The following is a 19,177-nucleotide window of genomic DNA, read 5'->3' on the forward strand; positions in this document are numbered from 1 at the left end:
AGACAGTATCTCGCTTTATCAAATGAAAGCTATTCTTCAGATAATGAATGGTATAGGGTGGTGCTATTTGCTAAATTATACTGAAGTATTTATATTTAAGATATAGAAATCAAGATATGAAGTCGAAGTTAACAAAGCGATTTTTTATTCCATTATTAATGCTGATACTAGTAATAGTCTGACTGTATGTCTCTTTTCCGAATCTTGTTCTTTCTGGCTGGAGTACACTGATTATTCCGGGGTTAATACTTAAATTAACTATCATGGCAACAGTATCATGTTGTTTGCTATGGATTAGTATATTTCTCTTATCCGATAGGACAGACTCGCGAAGCCGACATTAAACAGTTTTTTTGCGGGTTGCCTTTCTTAAATGTCCAATTTAAGAAAGGCAACTACTGGCAAGCTACATCAACAGCACCTTCCATGCATCCATCACGCGGCCATGTTCTAACAGATCCTTTGCTTTTAAATGCAGTTGCGTAATGCGGTTTTCGATTCTTGGATCAAGAAGTTCTTTTATCTCTTCAGTATTACGAAAGGCTTCTATTTCTTCATTGGAGGGTAGCGCATGAACAAGAGCCAATAGTCCTAGATTATTTCCGGTTAATATAGTGGAATGTCTGACCTCACCAGGAAAAGCGTCTATACCGATACCTATTCCAGACTTCTCTGCTGGTTTGGCAATCTTAAATAAATTATCACTCGTCACCCTGCAGTACCAGTCGCCACCCAGACGTGCCACTAGATCTAGTTTATGCGGATCTATTTTGCCATTGTTATCCAAAATAGCTTCATTGATATGCATCCGTTTCACTTCTGCTATAATCAAATTTCCAGCTCCACCGTTTTTTCCCAGTGATATTACGTCATTTACTACACATTCCAATTGAATGCGCGATTCCGCTACCCGAGGTGGTCTTATCGTCTCCGATGCCAATTCAGTAAATCCGCCTTTCGAGAACTCGTTTACTTCTTTTGGATAATCTGCGCTTGTCAAATATGCTTGTTGAACCATCTCATAGCTAATGATATTAATTACACATTCAGGTATTTCCAGGACGTTTTCAAGCGTATGTTTCGTGCTGTTATCCTGTGCTCTGGTTGTGGGCGAAAAAACACATATCGGTGGATTGACACTGACCACATTAAAAAAACTAAATGGACTTAAATTGACTGTTCCGTTTTTATCGATCGTGGATGCAAAACATATCGGTCGTGGCGCAATGGCGGCATGTAGATAACCCTGTATTTCGGATGCTGTTGCCGATGATATATCAATTGTTTTTAAGCTCATTCAATTTTTTATTTATGTGAGTTCGGATTAAGAAAAGTGTAAAGAGTAGGGGGCGGCTTGCCTTCTATCGATGAAATTACAGAAATTTTTGTAAACATTCTTCATTGTTATTTGAAGACATGTTGATTATTTAGATTTGGTATCAACACGGATATGGCCAATACTTAGCGGATGTATACTGCAAAAGAATAGATGAATCTATAATGGTCGATTTGAAAATACTGTGGTATAATTTCAATGTAAATATGGGATAGCAATTAACTTTGCTATTTTTGGATAAACTTAGATCCTAGTGAAAAGACTATTTACCCTACTCTACCTTTTATTTATATTAACAACGCTGCATGCGCAAAAATCCGCAATTTTTGGAAGTATAAAAGATTCCATTACAGGTTCACCGATCTCTTTTGCGAGCGTTGCTATCCTCAATCCGCAGGGTGGTGTTATCGATGGTATGGTTGCAGATTCGGTCGGTAGTTTTCGTTTTTTCGATCTGAAAAAAGGGCGCTATTCTCTTGTGGTTAAATTTATCGGTTATCGCCAAAAAAAGGTTGACGTGGATTTCGATGGCAGAAGTCAGATCAATCTAGCTGAAATTGCGCTTGTGAGCACGGATCAGCGGTTGAATGAGGTGGCGGTAACCGGAGAGCCCTCGGCACAGAAACATAGTGGTGACAGGCAGCGTTATCAAGCAAGTCAGTATAGGAATGCGGTCGGTGGTACCGCTTTGGATATTGTGAAAAATCTACCTTCAGCTTCTGTTGATGGAAATGGTAATATTAGTATGCGGGGAAATACAGGCATTATAGTACTTATTAACGGAAAGCCTTCCTTTTTAGACCCTGCGACAATTTTAAGCCAGATTGCAGCGAACGATGTGACCGACGTCGAGTATATTACCAGCCCTTCGGCCCAATACGATCCTGATGGTAAAGGGGGAATTATCAATCTCAGGACAAAAAAAGCTGTATCGGATGGTTTTGCATGGATACTCAATCTTCAGGGAGGATTGCCCAGTATAGATGATTATGGAAATCATAAGAGTCAAAAGCGGTTTGGTGGAGATATTTCTTTCCAGCTCAAAAAAAATAAACTTGAATTGAACGGCTCGGCCAATTATCTGCGTAATGACAATGCAGGATTTCGGGAAGGTGATGTCTATACCATTATTGGAGACCGGCAGACGTTCTTTCCATCCAAAGGCGAAAGGAGTTTCGACAAGTACAATTTTGGGATCAGATTGAACGGTGCTTATGCACTGTCAAAGAAACAGCAGATTAATTTGGGGCTGCTGGCGTCGCGGAAATTTCAAGACCGTCTAGCGGATATCTATTATACAAACCGCACGATCCAGCCTTCGTCAGGCAGGGAGCTTTCAGCAATAAATTATTTTAACTCTAATCTTCAGAATAAGCAAGGGGAATTCTATCTTATCGATTTCAATTATCAATATAAGCTCAGCGAAGCGCATTTATTGCAGGCTGCTGCAATTTATGAATATGCCAATATATATGGATCGACCAAAAATGCGAATATCGAACGAGGGACCGATACTGTTCAATGGACAAATAATAATTATACCAACCCCTTACGTGGACTACGGATTTCGGTCCAACACCAATGGAAATTGCCACAGGGCGAGCTGTTGAGCGGTTACCAATTGAGAAATGACCGGCAGAAAGGCAACTTTGAATATTTCGCCACCGAGAAGCCGGGTGAAGCGATGAAACTTATTCCCGAATTTACAGGAAAGTTAAATGCAAATAATACGGTGCATGCTATTTTTAGCCAATATGATCATAAACTTGAACGAACCCAATTTTCACTTGGGCTTCGTTACGAATATTATCAACGGGATGTCCTTTTGCTCAATACTGGAGTAGAATATCCATACTCGGTTCATCAATTGTATCCTACATTCAATTTGATGCATCAGCTGAGCGAGGACTGGTCCTGGAAGTTCGCTGCTTCCCGGCGGGTTCAACGAAATAATAACTTTGAGCTAAATCCTATACCCGAGCGAGAGCACTCAGAGACCTTGGAACAGGGAGACCCAACCTTATTACCAGAGTTTACAACCAATATCGAGACCGGTTTTGTGAAGAAGTTCAACAAGGGAAGTGTATTTTTTAATAGCTATTACCAACATCTTAAAAACCCGATTCAACGCGTTAATTCAGTATATGCAGATACTATCCTCAATCGGGTATTCACCAATGCAGATTATGCAACTCGATGGGGGAGCGAAATAGGTGGGGAAGGGAAGATCCTCCCTTGGCTAAAAATGAATGGTGGACTGAACCTGTATCGTTATAAAATATCAGGACAGGTATTGACATATGAAGAAACAAATACAAACAGCGATTGGGTCTATTCCCTGAACGCTGGGATTCAGGCCGATTTCGCCAGAGATTGGAGTACGGGTTTACAGGTAAACTACCTCTCTGCAAGGCCTACTGTACAAGGGAAGGATTCCCGCTTTGTAACCCCTCATTTCAATTTGAGTAAGAGCTTTTTGAAAGGAGCGATCAAAGCGCAGCTTCAATGGCAGTTTATCGAACTTGGTAATTGGGGAGTCAATGAGCAGCGTATTACGACATCAGCAACTGACTTTTTTACAACGACCAACTATATTTACGAAAAAAATGTATTGATGCTCAACCTCAATTTTAATATGCACAAGCTAAATCAATCTTCTAAACTACCTAAGAGTGAGTTTGGCGAGAAGGAATTTTAGCCCTGTTGCTTCTTGAATTCAGAAGGGGTGAAGGCTGTATACCGTTTAAAGTATCTGGAAAAATTCGATTTATCGGAAAAACCCAATGAAAAAGCAATTTCAGCGATCGAGCTGTTGGTATAGAAAATAAGTCTTTTCGCTTCTTTTATAATATAGGCAGCCAGTATCTGAGAGGCTGTATTATTAGCGTTTCTCTTGCAGGCTGCACTCAAATTTTGAGGGCTCGTATGTAGCAGATTTGCATAGTAAGCGACATTATTTACGATTTTTGATTCTGTGTTTAACAATTCGATAAATCGGAAATATAGGTCATTGGATATCGAGGAGGATTGCTCCATCTTATCTGTATTTTCGAGTATCTTCGCCAATAATGATCTAAACAATCCCTCCTGACATATTTTGTTTTCTTCTTGAGCCAATAGCTCGAGGAGGACTGGTATTATCCCATTCTCTTGTAAATATATGGTATCTGATTTACTGATCTCATCGATCATCCTGGCGATTTCAAGATCTAAGCTCTGATCTATAAATGATTTTTTGACTAGGAGGACAAATCCCGCTATGGGGACAGCCAATTCCCAATGATGTACAGAATCCTTTCGAATGATCAGAACACATGGCGTTCTGACAGGACTTTCATTACCATCAATTACGTGCTTTCCAGATGTATCCGACAAAAATACAAGCTCAAGGTATCCATTGTGTCGATGCGGTTTGGTTACAGCTTTTGAATTGTCAAATGCCGCGACCTTTAACAATTTCTTTGGCTCGAGTTTATTCTTTAATGCGATTGTTTTGCTGTCCATGTAAGTACTTTAGAGAAGTAAAAATAAAATAAATCCTGGTAATGGCAGACAAACTAATGGTTAGTTAAATTATTTGATTGTAGTAAAGATGGTACATTGAAGTGAATGAAATAGTTCTATGTCAGTGAGCTCTACTGAAGGTCAAGTAAAATACTAACTGCTGTACAATTGATTCAAGTTTGCATAGGCTAAATAGTAATGTTAATCCTTTTTATGATTTATTTTTATACTAAATTTATCCTTTTTTAAAATAAATAAAACTTTATATGGTATATTTATGTTCTAATTTAGAAATATGAAGTATGAGCTTTTAAAAGAAGTCATCGGATTGCTGGAGCAGTATGAGCGGGATAACCTGGGCGGTAGCCATAGTGCGGACGTCGATGGATTTAAACGTTGGATAGTAACAAAGGAAACCGGCAGTTGCGTTGAACCTTCCTGGGAAGGCAAGGAGAATGGTCGTAGTGCGGAGAGTGTCATCAGCACTTTAATAGTGCATATGAATAGGTTTGCAAAAAGTTATTCAAAAGCTGCTATTTGGGAATCTGATTTTTCCACACAAGAGGAGTTTATCTATCTTATTACACTACGGTCATTTGGTGAGATGACAAAAATGGAATTGATCAGAAGGAATATTCATGAAAAGCCAGCCGGAATGGCTATTATAAACCGTTTAATCAAACAAGGATGGATCGGTCAACAAGGTTCAAAATCGGATCGGCGAAGTAAGGTGCTTTATATTACCGAAAAAGGCTTATTGGCATTGGATCGGCAGATGGGTAAAATACGGCATGCTACACAGATTGTTTCGGGTGATCTGACCTACAGTGAAAAAATAACACTGATCGGTCTATTGGATAAATTAAGCAAATTTCATCAGGCAATCTATGATAGAAATGTCACACCGGATAAATTGTTGGCGGAAGTTAAATTATAATTGACACAATTGGGTAAAAGAAAACAGCTTTGTGGATTGACTGTATTGGCGAAATCTGATGATCAATTGTGTGGCCATATTTTGAACTTGGCTAGATGTAGCCTAGCCCTAGATGTTCAACCTGATCTGTAAAAATGGATTTCAGCACAATGCCGTAAGGAAAGAGCAGACGGGAAAACGTCAGGATAAATACATCGTAGGATTACTCATATAGAAGTAGCTAAATCAACAAAAATGAAAAAAAAGGTAGCGGTTATTGGTGCAGGTTTTTCGGGGCTTTCAGCGGCGGCCTATCTCGCGCAGGCAGGATATGATGTACATGTTTTTGAAAAACATGCGCAGCCCGGAGGGAGGGCGAGGCAGTTTACCACAACCGAGGGATTTAAATTTGATATGGGGCCGAGTTGGTACTGGATGCCTGACATTATTGAGTCATTTTTCGTGGATTTTGGATGCAGTACAGCCGATTTTTTTGAGCTCGTTTCGCTCAATCCACAATTCGAAATGATATTTAATTCCGAAAGGATCTGTATACCTGAATCCTATCAGGAATTGAAACAATTATTCGAACAGATCGAAGCCGGGGCTGGTAAACAACTGGATCGGTTTATGGAAGCAGCAAAATTCAAGTATGAAGTTGGTATGCGCGATTTTGTCAATAAACCCTGTCACAATTGGAGTGAATTTCTTTCTCCAAAGATTGCATTTAGCGCTTTTAAATTAGATTTACTTTCTAACTTCAGATCCTATGTTTCAAAATACTTTAAGGATCAAAGGTTACGGACACTGATGGAGTTTCCCGTTATATTCTTGGGCGCTTCACCCAAAGATATTCCTGCATTATATAGCCTGATGAACTATGGCGGTTATGCATTGGGTACCCATTATCCGAAAGGAGGATTTTATCAATTGGTGCTGGCTATGCAGCAGGTTGCCGAGAAGCAAGGGGCCACTTTCCATTTTGATCATAATGTCGATGCGTTAAAGATCGAAAATAATAGAATCACCTCGCTGTACATTAATGGAGCATATCATGCATTTGATCTTGTTGTCGCATCAGCCGACTATCACCATATCGAAACATTATTAGCTCCGGAGTTGCGAAACTACGACGAAGACTATTGGAAGAGCAGGACCTTTGCTCCCTCCAGTTTGATATATTATCTAGGTATGAAATCACCCGTTCCTAATCTGACACATCATTCGCTGTTCTTTGAGCACTCACTGGACGATCATATTGACTGTATCTATGGTGAAAAAAAATGGCCGCAAAATCCCTTGTTTTATGCCTGTTGTCCATCCAAAACCGATGCTCAGGTAGCTCCTCCAGACGGTGAGAATCTTTTTCTGTTGATGCCCTTGGCAACAGGTCTTGCGGATGATGAAGAAACACGTGAGGCATATCTGATCCACATGTTAAAACGTCTGGAAAAGCATACCGGTACACAAAATCTATACGAACAGATTGCATACAAAAGAAGTTACTGCGTGCGCGACTTTATTAGCGATTATAATGCCTATGGAGGAAATGCTTATGGATTAGCAAATACTTTAAAACAAACAGCGGTATTGAAACCCAAGATCAGAAACAAGAAAATTCCTAATCTTTTTTATTCGGGGCAGCTGACCGTACCTGGTCCAGGTGTGCCGCCATCCATCATATCGGGTAAAATTGTTGCCAAAGAAGCCATTGAATTACATCGTAAAACATAAGACCATGAAAAAGCTATTTGATGAACTCGCTTATGAAGTAAGCAAAAAAACAACTGAAAAGTATAGTACAAGTTTTTCGCTCGGTATTTTAGCGCTCAAGCCCAGCATTCGGGCCAGTATTTATGCGATCTACGGCTATGTGCGGCTGGCTGATGAAATTGTAGATAGTTTTCACGGCTATGATAGGCAACGGTTATTGGGGCGTCTCTACCTGGAAACCAACAGTGCATTAGAAGAAGGTATCTCATTAAATCCGATCTTGCAGGCCTTTCAGGAAACCGTACATAAATATCATATCGACCTTGCTCTTATTAATCAATTTCTTCATAGCATGGAAATGGACCTCAATAAGATTGAGTACGATTCTGAACGCTATAAAGAATATATCTATGGTTCCGCAGAGGTCGTGGGCTTGATGTGTTTACAGGTGTTTACCGAAGGCAACCGTCAGCGTTATGAAGAGTTAAAGCCCTATGCGATGAAACTCGGTTCAGCTTTTCAAAAAATCAACTTTTTGCGGGACCTTAAAGACGATTATCAGGTACTTGGACGTACTTATTTTCCAAACCTGGATATGACCCGCTTTGATAATACAATGAAACGCCGGATTGAAGATGAAATTCATGACGAATTTAGGGAAGCATTGCTGGGCATCAAAAAGTTACCAGCATCGGCTAAGTTTGGCGTTTATTTAGCGTATAAATATTACCTCTCCCTGTTTGAACAGATCCGGAAGAAATCTTCCAAGGAAATTCTGGAAAATAGGATCAGAATACCCAATATCCAGAAAGCTTATGTCGCATTTAAAAGCTATCTGCGCTATAAAACAGCTTATCTATAACTTGCTCAGCTTTACATGATATGAACTTAATTATTATACTGTTTACATTTATCGCCATGGAAGGCGCTACCTGGCTGATTCATAAATATATTATGCATGGCTTCCTTTGGATCTTGCATAGAGATCACCATGATCATAGTAACGAGGGATTTTTGGAAAAGAACGATTACTTTTTCGTCATTTTTGCCCTACCCACCATTGCGTTGATGTATTTCGGCTCGTTAAGGGATTACAATTATTTGTTTTACATTGGTTTAGGGATTATGCTTTATGGCATGGCCTATTTTTTTGTACATGATATATTTATTCACCAGCGGTTCAAATTGCTGAGCAAAACAAATAATCGTTATTTTTTGGCGCTTCGCCGTGCCCACAAACAACATCATAAACATTTGGGCAAGGACGAGGGCGAATGTTTCGGCTTTTTATATGTTCCGATGAAGTATTTTAAAATGTATAATAACAATGACAAAAAATGATGCAATATACTTATTCGCTTATCTTATTTTTTACGGTCATAATCTGTTTTGTCGCATCCTTCGACAAGCGGCTACGATTCGACCGTGAGTTTGTTCCTTTCTTAAAGGCAGCGGCGCTTGTTGCCCTATTTTTTATCGCCTGGGATGTCTGGTTTACGAGTAAGGGGGTATGGTGGTTTGATACACGATATACTTTGGGGCTGCTTGTGGCAGGATTGCCATTGGAAGAGTGGCTGTTCTTTTTCTTCATCCCTTTTTCCTGTATATTTACTTACTTCTGTATCGATAAATTTTTCAGATTACAGTCTCTTTCCGCTTTTAACAATATCGTAGTCTTTGTGAGTATCATCGTATGTGCTGTGGTAGCACTTCGCTATGCGGACAGAATCTATACAGTCCTCACCGCAACGGTGACCATCGTGACACTCGTGCTGTTCCACTTTTTTCTCCGGGTACAATGGATTACGCAGGCCTCTTTAGTCTTTACCTTGCTTATGTTAGGGTTTTTGCCTGTCAATGGTTTACTCACCGGTACAGGATTGGAGTCAGCGATAGTCAACTACAATCCAACTGAATTTATGGGAATCAGGATACTTACGATTCCAGTGGAAGATGCAGTTTACGGATATACACAATTTCTGCTGGTTCTTTACTTTTTTAAAAAATTTCAAAGCAAGCGACACAGGCTCGGGTCGTAATGCGATTTTTAAAATTCTTATATTTTTGCAAAAATTGATATCTTTATTTCTAATAGACCATTTCATAGATTTATATAAATGCAAAAGTTGGATCAAGAACCCTTTTTATGGATTGAATTGCGCTACGCAATTGTATTCAATCGGGACCAGCTGGCATTTAAAACTTTGTTCAAAACATTTTACTCCGATTTATATGAATTTGGCTACGCAATTATTAAGTCGGCCGAACCTGTGGAAGATATTATCTCCGAGATTTTTATGAAATTGTGGTTATTGGAAGATAAGTTAATGGAAATAGAGAATATTAAGACCTATCTTTTTAGGTCTGTGAGAAATAATGCCATAAAATATCTTGAAAGGCAACATGCCCATGTTGATATTTCAGAAATTATTGACTTTAACTATCAATATCCTAGCGTAGAACAAGAATACATTTCTAGTGAAAAACTAAAGATGATTCAGCAGGTAATTGAGGAATTACCTTCCAAATGTAAGATGGCTTTTACTTTAGTAAAGGAATTAGGCTGTACCTATCATGAAACAGCTGCCATTATGGAGATTTCTACAAATACTGTCGACCGACATATACAATTGGCCCTCCGACGTTTGAGAGATTCTATAATTCTAAAAAAAATAAATAACTAGTAATCAGTTTATTGTTTTTTATCTCTGCTTTCCATTGGTGATATTTGTCGGTTTTTGGCTCTTATTTTAAAGACTCAAAATTAAGATGGATCAAGATCAATTTCTAAAATTATTAAATAAAGAGATTCAGGGAACACTGACCGCCGAAGAGAGGTTACTTTTGGAGCGGTTGACCACTGACAATCCTGATAACGGAGTCCTTTATCATTTTATCAGAAATAAGTATCGAACTCAGCCATCTACCAACGAAAAAGCCGATAAGGCATTTGATCAGCTATGGCATAAGCTAGAAGATACAGATGCTTCAGGTCCTGTCCCAAAAAGAGACGCCATTAAGGGCCGCTATCACCTTTATTTACTAGCTGCCAGTCTGATGATTTTCTTTCTTGCAGGCATATGGTGGTATTCATCCCGCGAGAGTAGTATTGAATATAAAATACAATACAGTAGTGGTAAAGGGGAGAAACGTATCCTCAATTTACCCGATGGTAGTACCGTGTGGTTAAACGGAGACAGTAAACTCTATTTGGCAGCAGATTTTAATAAAAAGGAGCGTAGGGTCAAATTAGTGGGGGAGGGATTCTTTGCTGTCGCTAAAAATAAACAACATCCATTTATCGTATCGTATAATGATTCAGAGGTAAAGGTATTGGGTACTAAATTCAATATCAGAGCGTATCAGGACGAGAACAAAACACAAACCTCACTTGTGGAGGGTGCTATTGAACTGAAAAGCAAAAAGAATGGCGAAACCTATCGGATGGTACCTGGAGAGAAGCTCACTATAGCAAGCAACGGAATAGTCCACCCAGCGAAAGACAAGATCGGTAGAATTATGGTAAAACGTACAGCTCTTACCGTACAGACTGGAGAAAAAATGCCCTCCGAAGCGTTATGGATGGAGAACAAACTTGCTTTTGAAGCTGATCCAATGAGTATTGTTGCTTCCAAAATTAGTAAATGGTATAACAGAAATGTCGTAATCGATAATACCGAATTGGAGAAAATCACCTTTACGGGGACAATGGAGAATTACAGCCTGGAGATGGCTTTAAAGACCATTTTGACAGCTAATCCTACGCTACATATCAGAGAAGAAAACGAATCAATTATTTTATATTAACCTTAAAACGATGATGAAAGACTATACCTAAAATTCCAAAAAAGGATACACCTACTGATGTATCCTTCAAGTTCATGAAATAAGAGTGCGAAGTCCCTGAGAAAGATAAAGCACTCTATGGTTCCATAATCAATTTAAAACTATGAAAAAAAATTTACATGGTCAGGTATTTTTTGCACGAAAATCAGGTACCATTAAATATGCATTAATGACAAAATTAACCCTAGCGCTCACTTTTGCATTTACCGTTAAGGTCTTCGGAATAAGTACCAAAGCACAGGAGAAGGTATCACTAAAAATAAAAAATACCGATCTTAAGACCATTTTAAAGACGATTGAAAAGCAGACAAAAGTCAAATTCATCTATTTTGACAATGTAATAGCCAATAAAAGCCTTCCTTATATTTCTGTTGAAAATCAAAACTGGAACAATGCCCTAGTTCCATTGCTGAATAGATTTCAACTCAGGATGGAAAATATGAATGGAAACACCTATGTAATCACCGTGAATAACAAAGAAGTTCAAGGGCTTGATATTAAGGGAAGGGTGTTAGACCGCCAGGGTTTACCTTTGTCAGGAGTCACGGTGGTTGAAAAGGATAAGGATCGTGGTACAAGTACAAATGATAAAGGCGAGTTTACTTTGAAAGTAAGCAGTCCAAATGCGATTTTACTTGTCAGTAATGTGGGATTTATCAGTCAGGAGATTCCGGTTAGTCAAACCTTTATGAATGTGATCCTACAGGAGGATCTGACTTCCCTAGAAGAAGTCGTCGTTGTTGGTTACGGTACACAGCGAAAGGCAAACCTTACCGGATCCGTTGCCTCCGTTGATATGGAGAAAGTATTGGGAGATCGACCTGTAAGCAGTAGCTCCCAGGCCTTGCAGGGGGCTTTGCCTGGTTTACAGGTAACATTTGGGGGTGGGCGTCCCGGAACCTCCACCGAACTTAACATTCGTGGAGCCACTTCCATCAATGGCGGCGGCCCGTTGGTATTGGTAGACAACGTCCCTATGAATATGGACGATATCAATCCCAAAGATATCTTAAATGTCACTGTACTGAAAGATGCTGCGGCCTCTTCTATATACGGTGCCAGAGCAGCATTTGGTGTTATCCTAATTACCACAAAAAAAGGATCCCGAAATCAACCGACCAGCATCAATTATTCCAGTAATTTGACTTGGAGCCGGCCATCTACACTTCCCGAGAAGGCGAGCCCTCTCGAGTTTGTACAGGCATTAAAAGACTTCGGCAATACCTCAAATTGGGCAGGACAAAATGTGGATACCTGGCTTGATTTATTAAAAGACTACCAGACGGATCCGGCTAAGTATGCCGATGGAATAGCTGAAGTCAATAATACCAAATATCCTCTTAAAGAATACGATTTATATAATGAGGTATTCCAGACCGGATTTGAGCACTTGCATAATCTTTCCATCAGAGGTGGTTCGGAAAAAATAGCCTATCGACTTTCTGGTATGTATAGCAATGAAGATGGTATTATGATTACCAAAAAAGATAGCTATAGTAGATATAATTTCAATGCCTATGTGAATGCCGAATTGTTCAAGAACTTTAATGCGAGTGTCAATGTCTTTTATAAAAAAGATAATCGTTTGACTCCCGCCAATATGGGTGAGATGTTTTATCGGGCACTAACCTTCGGTTCATACCTTAATCCCGGGGAAACTACGGATAGCGACGGAAAATCCATTCCTTACGGCACGCCAAACAATTATCTGAAATATGAAGATGCTTCACGCAGGTATGAGGAAAATCTGAGGCTCTTTGGAAAATTGGAATATAATCCTTTACCGGGCTGGAATATTACTGCAGAATATACCTTTAGTAAGAATAATCTAAACAATAAAAATGCACAGAACAGAAATCGGTATATGAATCCGAATAACTTTAATACCGAATACCTGTTCAATCAAGATTTTTATACCCGATCAAATTCCCTAACCGACTATAATGCTTTAAACCTGTATACAAGTTACAGTCGGGCATTGGATGATCATAATCTAAAAATGCTCGTGGGAACAAATTATGAAAAAAGTTATACAGAATCATTTTCAGCAACAAGATATGGAATTTTAAGTCCGGGTTCACCTTCTCTGGGCACAAGTACAGGAACACAAAATACATCCGACAGTTTTAGTCAATACGCTATTTTAGGTTATTTCGGCAGGATTAACTATGATTATAAGAACCGTTATCTATTGGAGTTGAATGGTCGGCTAGACGGTTCCTCCCGATTCCTCAAGGGGAGCAGGTTTGGCTTTTTTCCATCAGTTTCCGCTGGTTGGAATATCACCGAGGAGCATTTTATGGAGGGGCTAAAAAACAGTATTCCATTATTGAAATTCAGGGGATCTTACGGGGAAATCGGTAATCAGGTCGTATTTGATACCAATAAAAATCAAGTTTATTTTCCTGCAATACCTCAAATGGGGGCGGGAAATGCCAATTGGATTGATCCGAATACTGGTATCCGCTATCTGACAATCAATCCGCCTAATTTAATCAGTTCTACTTTTTCCTGGGAGAAAGCGCGTACTTTAAATATTGGAGTTGACATCGCATTGTTCAATAGCAAATTGAACGGAAGTTTTGATTGGTTCAGACGGCAGACCGTAGGGATGCTCTACCAGGGCGCTGACTTACCAGCTGTTCTGGGTGCTCAACCTCCATTCCAGAATATTACGGATCTTGAATCAAAAGGATGGGAGCTGGAACTTTCCTGGAGAGACAAGATCAAAGATTTTAAATATTCATTTACATTCAATCTTTCAGATAATAGAGGTTTCATTACCAAAATCAATAATAGTGCTGGGTTGATCGATGGTTTTTACAAAGGAAAAGAACTCGGCGAAATATGGGGATATGTCACAGACCGTTATTATAAGATGGATGATTTTCAGGAAAATACTTTAAATCCCAATTTGCAAAACGGGAAGCTAAAAGAGGGAATTCCGTATTTTAAAGGTGTAGCGCAGAATCCAGGAGATATTAAATATGCTGATTTAAATGCTGACGGTATTATTTTCAGTGGCACGGGTACCGTATCCGATCCTGGCGATATGAAGGTTATAGGCAATAGTAATAGACGGTTTCAGTTTGGTCTGAATAGTAATTTCTCGTATAAGAATATTGACTTGAGCGTATTTATCCAAGGCGTGGGAAAGCGGGATCTATGGTTGAGCAATTTCTTGATGTGGCCGTATAATAACGAATTTGGTACGATCTATAAGAATAATCTGGACTACTGGACTCCAGACAATACGGATGCTACTTACGCAAGGGTATATGCCAACGCAAGCTTAAATACCGCCTCAAATCGAAGAACACAGACCAAATATCTTTCTGATGGCTCGTATCTTCGGGTACGGAACATTACATTGGGGTATACTGTTGACAATAAAACCTTACGGAGCAAAGTGATTGACAACATCAAGGTATTTGTTTCGGGTGAGAATTTATTTAAAGCTGATCATATGCCGAGAGGGATGGAAGCCGATGGTGAAAACATAGGGTCGGGAGGTATTTATCCGTTCCTGAAAAAATACAGTTTCGGCGTTAATGTCACGTTTTAAATCTTCAAAAACCGCAGAATATCATGAAAAAGAAATTTATACACTATATCCTTTGCCTAGGGCTAGCCACATCGCTAACAGGCTGCAGCAATTTACTGGATCTCGATCCGGAAGGCACATTGACCGAACAAAGTACGTTCACAAACTATAATAACTTTATTTCCTATGCTTGGCAATTCTATGGTACGTTTCCGGGCTACAGCAATGCTGTGCCGGATGCTGAGGTTCACAGCGACCTATTTGCCAAAGCGCAGGCAAACGCCACTTCTGACTGGGCTTGGCAGCGGATGGTAGTTCCCTCAACAAGTAGCGATTACAGCAATCCATTTGTGCAGATACGCGCTATCAATGTACTTTTGGATAATATTGAGCAGGCAGGTCAATTGTCTGAGCCGGAAAAGAAGCATATCCGTAGTATTGGCTACTTTTTTAAGGCCTACCAATATATGGATCTCCTGAACAAATTTGGTCAGGCGATCTGGGTAGAACGCACCATTAACGACGGTGACACTGATATTTTGTACGGCACTCCGGCAAGCCGTGACGAGATCGCTACACACATCACAGAAATGCTCAGCTATGCCGGAGAAAATATCAAGGAAAACGGTGACGGCCCCAATACCATAAATCGTAAAGTCGTCTTGGCGCTGACCGCTCGGTTTGGCTTGCGGGAGGGGACATGGCGAAAATATCACCAACTTAAAGACGCCGAAAAATACCTAAGATTGTCAACAGCAGCGGCCGAAAAAATTCTATCCAGTACGATACCGTTATTGAGTAATTATGACTTATTGTTCAACAGTGAATCATTGGCGAATGTCGCCGAAGTTTTTCTTTACAAACAGTATGAATTGAATCAGATTACCCATAGTTTAGCATCTCTGGCGCGTAATTCATCCGGCAGATGGGATCTCACAAAGAAAGCTGTGGATATGTACCTGATGAAAGATGGAAAAACGCGTTGGATAAGTTCGACATTTGATGGAGATCAAAATGCATACGATGAATTCCGGAATCGGGATACCCGTTTATATTTTACGATTCCCCCGCCCTATAAAGTTAAAATGGGAAAAACAAATATGCTTTGGGAGTTTACGGATGAGCCCAAGGATCGGGAATATATCGATCTGATGGCTACACTTTCAGATGAGAAACATAAAACTTTACCGTGGATGAACTGGGAAGGTCTGATATTGAAAGAGGAACCACATTATGTAGATTTCACCAATGGACAACCTTTTAGTGTGAGCTATACAGGCTACAGGTTTTACAAATTCAGCAATAAGATCAATCGGATCCAAAATGTGGATATTAACGATGCTCCGATATTCAGACTTGGGGAAATGTTGGTGGGATATGCAGAAGCAAAATATGAACTTGGGGAAATCAACCAACAAATTATAGATCAAACGGTAAATAGATTGAGAGCACGCGGCGGAGTGGCTCCGCTGCAGCTGACCGCTATCCCGCAGGATCCTACCCGTGATCAGGCTGTAAGCCCGGCGCTATGGGAAATTCGTCGGGAACGTACTATTGAATTGATGGGCGAAGGATTCCGGTTTGACGACCTCAGAAGATGGAAAAAAATGGATTATGCTGTCGCTCAGAAATTAGGTCGGTATATTACCAAGGGCGTAGACGTTCCTTCGAATGCCCCTATACCGGTCGAAAATGGACAGGCAAAAGGTTATATTGCTTACGAAGGCAAAGCACCATCTCCGTTTCCTGAATATTATTATTTATATCCAATACCAGCGGCAGAATTGGTACAGAATAAAAACTTAAAACAGAATGAAGGATGGTAGTCACATCGTACTAACCTTCCTATTTTAGCAGTAATTTAGAACATATGAAAGCATCACAATTGATCGTACTAAAACGAGCAGTCTTGGCTGCTCTTCTATTCGCAACAACGAGCATTTTTGCCCAGAGTGGGAATAAAAGACCGAATATTGTCTTTATTATGGCCGATGACCTTGGTTATGGGGATTTGGGCGCTTATGGACAGACCAAGATTGAAACCAAGCATATAGATTCATTGGCTCGTGCGGGTATGAAGTTTGATAACTTTTATGCAGGTACTTCTGTATGCGCACCATCACGTTCATCACTGATGACAGGACAGCATACAGGACACACCCACGTCAGAGGCAATAAAGAAATCGAACCCGAGGGGCAAGAACCATTAGCCGATTCAGTACAGACTATCGCGATGCTGTTGCAGAAGGCTGGCTATACCACCGGCGCATTTGGCAAATGGGGACTGGGCATGGTTCATACGACAGGTGCGCCCGACCAAAAGGGATTTGACGAATTTTATGGATACAATTGTCAGCGTCAATCCCATCGTTATTATCCTACACACCTTTGGCATAATAAGGAAAAGATAGAACTTGATGGTAATGGATTGATGGCGCGGGGCCAGTATGCTCCGGCATTGATTCAGGAGAAAACCCTTGCGTTTATCGATGCCCACAAAGATAAACCCTTCTTTCTTTTTGTCCCCACGGTACTACCACATGCTGAACTCGCTGGACCGGAGGATGAGTATTACAAACAATATGCCCACAAGTTTGATGAAAAACCTTATCGGGGGAACGATTACGGTCCTCGGGCAACAGTTCCCGGGTACGCCAGTGTCGAAAAGCCCCACGCGATGTACGCCAGTATGGTAAGTCGGATGGATGCGTATGTCGGTCAGATTGTCGAGCGATTACGACAAAATAACTTGCTCGATAATACCATTATTATATTTACCAGCGATAATGGGGCGCATAAGGAAGGCGGAGCAGATCCCGGCTTTTTCAATAGTTCGGGCGGATTGCGAGGGACAAAACGTGACCTTTATGAAGGGGGGATAAAGACTCCGTTCATCGCGTACTGGCCGGGTAAGATCACCGGAGGTAAAACATCCAGTTATCTGGGCGCTTTTTGGGATATCATGCCAACGATGGTCGAACTGGCAAAGGCTGATAAGCCAAGATATACAGATGGAATTTCCTTTGTTCCGACCCTGTTAGGCAAAAATAAAAAGCAAAAACAACATGATTATCTCTATTGGGAATTCCATGAGGATGGTGGACGTCAGGCTGTTCGTAGAGGAGACTGGAAACTTATTTTGCAGAAAGTTAGGAGCGGATCCCCTACAACAGAGTTGTATAATCTTAAACGAGATCCAAAAGAGCAGCATAATATTGCGGAAGCTAATCCAGGAAAAGTAAAGGAATTGGGTCGTTTGATTGAACAGGCACATGTTGAAAGTCCTATTTTCCCGTTAACCAGTAAGGTGGATAAACGCTAGTTAAGGGGCCGTGTCAAAATAGGTGTTTTGATACGGCCCCAATTTCTTTCATTTTTCATTCCTCGTTTCTTATGGTACTCTTGTATAACCAACGTTTCCGATAGCGACATAATTATTGCCTGAAAAAATAACGGATACCGAGCTGTAATCGCCAATTGAACAATCATTTGTACCTCTATTCAAGGTGTAAATAGTGCAATTATTTTGGTTATAGCCTTTCCATTTTACATCCCCAACGGGGAAGCAACAGCCGATTGACGATGTGACTGTACCCGTTGAGCCATTAAAGGTAATCACTTCATTTCTAACACAGGGTGGGTGTGTAGATGAATTAGTTCTTAGCCATTTGCCTACCAGACTATATTGTTTGCAATTGCTGTTGCCTCCACCACCACCGCCGCCTCCATTGCTGCCGGTGAGTTCCATGGTGTTACAAACACCGGCAGTAAATGTTACGCTGCTTGCCCAAGTAGTTCCATTTGTAGAACTAGCCGTAAAAGAATGGGTACCTTCATACTCTTTGACGTTTACATCGGCTTGCCCACAGGTAACACCTCCAGCGTGATAATGTCTGATGGTACCTACTTTTTTCCCTTCGATAAATATATCTATATTACCCAGATCGCTCTTTGTAAAAAAGGATACCGTTCCTGTATTGTTTTCTTCCACTACGTCCTCGCGTGTGCAAGCATATATCGCTACCACTCCTAAGATAGCTACTAACGATAGATATAATACTTTTTTCATAGGATTAATTTTTTAGGGTTAACGTATGATGAATTTGTATATTCTCGAGATTGGCACAAACCCTTTCTTATAGCTTCGTATTGATAAAGCAAATTTATCTAGGCCTTGATCAAAAAAAAATACCTAGCACTAGGTATTTTCGTTGTATCTGATCTTGTTTTAATATCCATTTTTCTGTACAGACTCACCATAAACCGATTTAGACTTTTGTAAATTGTGATGGATCGTCATAGCCTGGCTTAGTATTTA

At 40.2% G+C, this 19,177-nt stretch carries 14 protein-coding genes; 11 read left to right on the top strand and 3 right to left on the bottom strand.

All coding sequences use genetic code 11. The features are described 5' to 3' along the window. Window positions 1-406 precede the first annotated feature (406 nt). Entirely contained in the window at window positions 407-1,297 is an 891-nt protein-coding gene (locus BWD42_RS11280; RefSeq protein WP_077436328.1) for a flavin reductase family protein, read from the bottom strand. Between the two features lie 292 nt (window positions 1,298-1,589). On the opposite strand from BWD42_RS11280, the gene BWD42_RS11285 reads away from it, so the two are divergent. Beyond that, window positions 1,590-4,034 carry a TonB-dependent receptor gene (locus BWD42_RS11285; protein ID WP_077436330.1) on the top strand — a complete coding sequence of 815 codons (2,445 nt, stop codon included), beginning with the start codon at window positions 1,590-1,592 and terminating at the stop codon, window positions 4,032-4,034. Here BWD42_RS11285 and BWD42_RS11290 read toward each other — a convergent pair. Next, a complete protein-coding gene (locus BWD42_RS11290) occupies window positions 4,031-4,840 on the bottom strand; it encodes an AraC family transcriptional regulator (RefSeq protein WP_077436332.1) in 810 nt (269 codons plus the stop codon). The genes BWD42_RS11285 and BWD42_RS11290 overlap by 4 nt on opposite strands. A gap of 295 nt (window positions 4,841-5,135) precedes the next feature. On the opposite strand from BWD42_RS11290, the gene BWD42_RS11295 reads away from it, so the two are divergent. The 10 genes from BWD42_RS11295 to BWD42_RS11340 all read left to right on the top strand — a co-directional run bounded on the left by BWD42_RS11295 (window position 5,136) and on the right by BWD42_RS11340 (window position 18,181). After that, entirely contained in the window at window positions 5,136-5,777 is a 642-nt protein-coding gene (locus BWD42_RS11295; protein ID WP_077436334.1) for a MarR family winged helix-turn-helix transcriptional regulator, read from the top strand. A gap of 201 nt (window positions 5,778-5,978) precedes the next feature. Continuing rightward, window positions 5,979-7,490, top strand: a complete 1,512-nt coding sequence (locus BWD42_RS11300; protein ID WP_410528286.1) for a phytoene desaturase family protein — start codon at window positions 5,979-5,981, stop codon at window positions 7,488-7,490. A 4-nt stretch (window positions 7,491-7,494) separates the two neighbouring features. Further along, on the top strand, window positions 7,495-8,331 hold the full coding sequence (locus BWD42_RS11305) for a phytoene/squalene synthase family protein (protein WP_077436338.1): 837 nt from the start codon (window positions 7,495-7,497) through the stop codon (window positions 8,329-8,331). A 20-nt stretch (window positions 8,332-8,351) separates the two neighbouring features. Next, a complete protein-coding gene (locus tag BWD42_RS11310; protein ID WP_077436340.1) occupies window positions 8,352-8,810 on the top strand; it encodes a sterol desaturase family protein in 459 nt (152 codons plus the stop codon). Continuing rightward, a complete protein-coding gene (locus tag BWD42_RS11315; protein ID WP_077436342.1) occupies window positions 8,807-9,508 on the top strand; it encodes a lycopene cyclase domain-containing protein in 702 nt (233 codons plus the stop codon). Before BWD42_RS11310 ends, BWD42_RS11315 begins: the two co-directional genes overlap by 4 nt. 78 nt (window positions 9,509-9,586) lie before the next feature. Then, on the top strand, window positions 9,587-10,153 hold the full coding sequence (locus tag BWD42_RS11320) for an RNA polymerase sigma factor (protein WP_077436344.1): 567 nt from the start codon (window positions 9,587-9,589) through the stop codon (window positions 10,151-10,153). 85 nt (window positions 10,154-10,238) lie between these two features. After that, on the top strand, window positions 10,239-11,276 hold the full coding sequence (locus tag BWD42_RS11325) for a FecR family protein (RefSeq protein WP_077436346.1): 1,038 nt from the start codon (window positions 10,239-10,241) through the stop codon (window positions 11,274-11,276). A 142-nt stretch (window positions 11,277-11,418) separates the two neighbouring features. Next, on the top strand, window positions 11,419-14,880 hold the full coding sequence (locus BWD42_RS11330) for a SusC/RagA family TonB-linked outer membrane protein (RefSeq protein ID WP_077436348.1): 3,462 nt from the start codon (window positions 11,419-11,421) through the stop codon (window positions 14,878-14,880). 23 nt (window positions 14,881-14,903) lie between these two features. Continuing rightward, entirely contained in the window at window positions 14,904-16,685 is a 1,782-nt protein-coding gene (locus BWD42_RS11335; RefSeq protein ID WP_077436350.1) for a RagB/SusD family nutrient uptake outer membrane protein, read from the top strand. A gap of 44 nt (window positions 16,686-16,729) precedes the next feature. Next, a complete protein-coding gene (locus BWD42_RS11340) occupies window positions 16,730-18,181 on the top strand; it encodes an arylsulfatase (RefSeq protein WP_077436352.1) in 1,452 nt (483 codons plus the stop codon). Window positions 18,182-18,250: 69 nt separating this feature from the next. Here the strand turns inward: BWD42_RS11340 and BWD42_RS11345 are convergent, their stop codons facing one another. After that, complete coding sequence (locus BWD42_RS11345; protein ID WP_077436354.1) at window positions 18,251-18,928, bottom strand: hypothetical protein; 678 nt, start codon at window positions 18,926-18,928, stop codon at window positions 18,251-18,253. Between the last annotated feature and the right edge of the window lie 249 nt (window positions 18,929-19,177).

The organism is Sphingobacterium sp. CZ-UAM, from assembly GCF_002000245.1.
Classification (GTDB): Bacteria; Bacteroidota; Bacteroidia; order Sphingobacteriales; family Sphingobacteriaceae; genus Sphingobacterium.

Bases quoted from the DNA above. Each gene is read 5' to 3' on its own strand.
- BWD42_RS11280 (WP_077436328.1), bottom strand. From the start codon at position 1,297: ATGAGCTTAAAAACAATTGATATATCATCGGCAACAGCATCCGAAATA.
- BWD42_RS11290 (WP_077436332.1), bottom strand. From the start codon at position 4,840: ATGGACAGCAAAACAATCGCATTAAAGAATAAACTCGAGCCAAAGAAA.
- BWD42_RS11295 (WP_077436334.1), top strand. From the start codon at position 5,136: ATGAAGTATGAGCTTTTAAAAGAAGTCATCGGATTGCTGGAGCAGTAT.
- BWD42_RS11305 (WP_077436338.1), top strand. From the start codon at position 7,495: ATGAAAAAGCTATTTGATGAACTCGCTTATGAAGTAAGCAAAAAAACA.
- BWD42_RS11310 (WP_077436340.1), top strand. From the start codon at position 8,352: ATGAACTTAATTATTATACTGTTTACATTTATCGCCATGGAAGGCGCT.
- BWD42_RS11315 (WP_077436342.1), top strand. From the start codon at position 8,807: ATGATGCAATATACTTATTCGCTTATCTTATTTTTTACGGTCATAATC.
- BWD42_RS11320 (WP_077436344.1), top strand. From the start codon at position 9,587: ATGCAAAAGTTGGATCAAGAACCCTTTTTATGGATTGAATTGCGCTAC.
- BWD42_RS11325 (WP_077436346.1), top strand. From the start codon at position 10,239: ATGGATCAAGATCAATTTCTAAAATTATTAAATAAAGAGATTCAGGGA.
- BWD42_RS11330 (WP_077436348.1), top strand. From the start codon at position 11,419: ATGAAAAAAAATTTACATGGTCAGGTATTTTTTGCACGAAAATCAGGT.
- BWD42_RS11335 (WP_077436350.1), top strand. From the start codon at position 14,904: ATGAAAAAGAAATTTATACACTATATCCTTTGCCTAGGGCTAGCCACA.
- BWD42_RS11340 (WP_077436352.1), top strand. From the start codon at position 16,730: ATGAAAGCATCACAATTGATCGTACTAAAACGAGCAGTCTTGGCTGCT.
- BWD42_RS11345 (WP_077436354.1), bottom strand. From the start codon at position 18,928: ATGAAAAAAGTATTATATCTATCGTTAGTAGCTATCTTAGGAGTGGTA.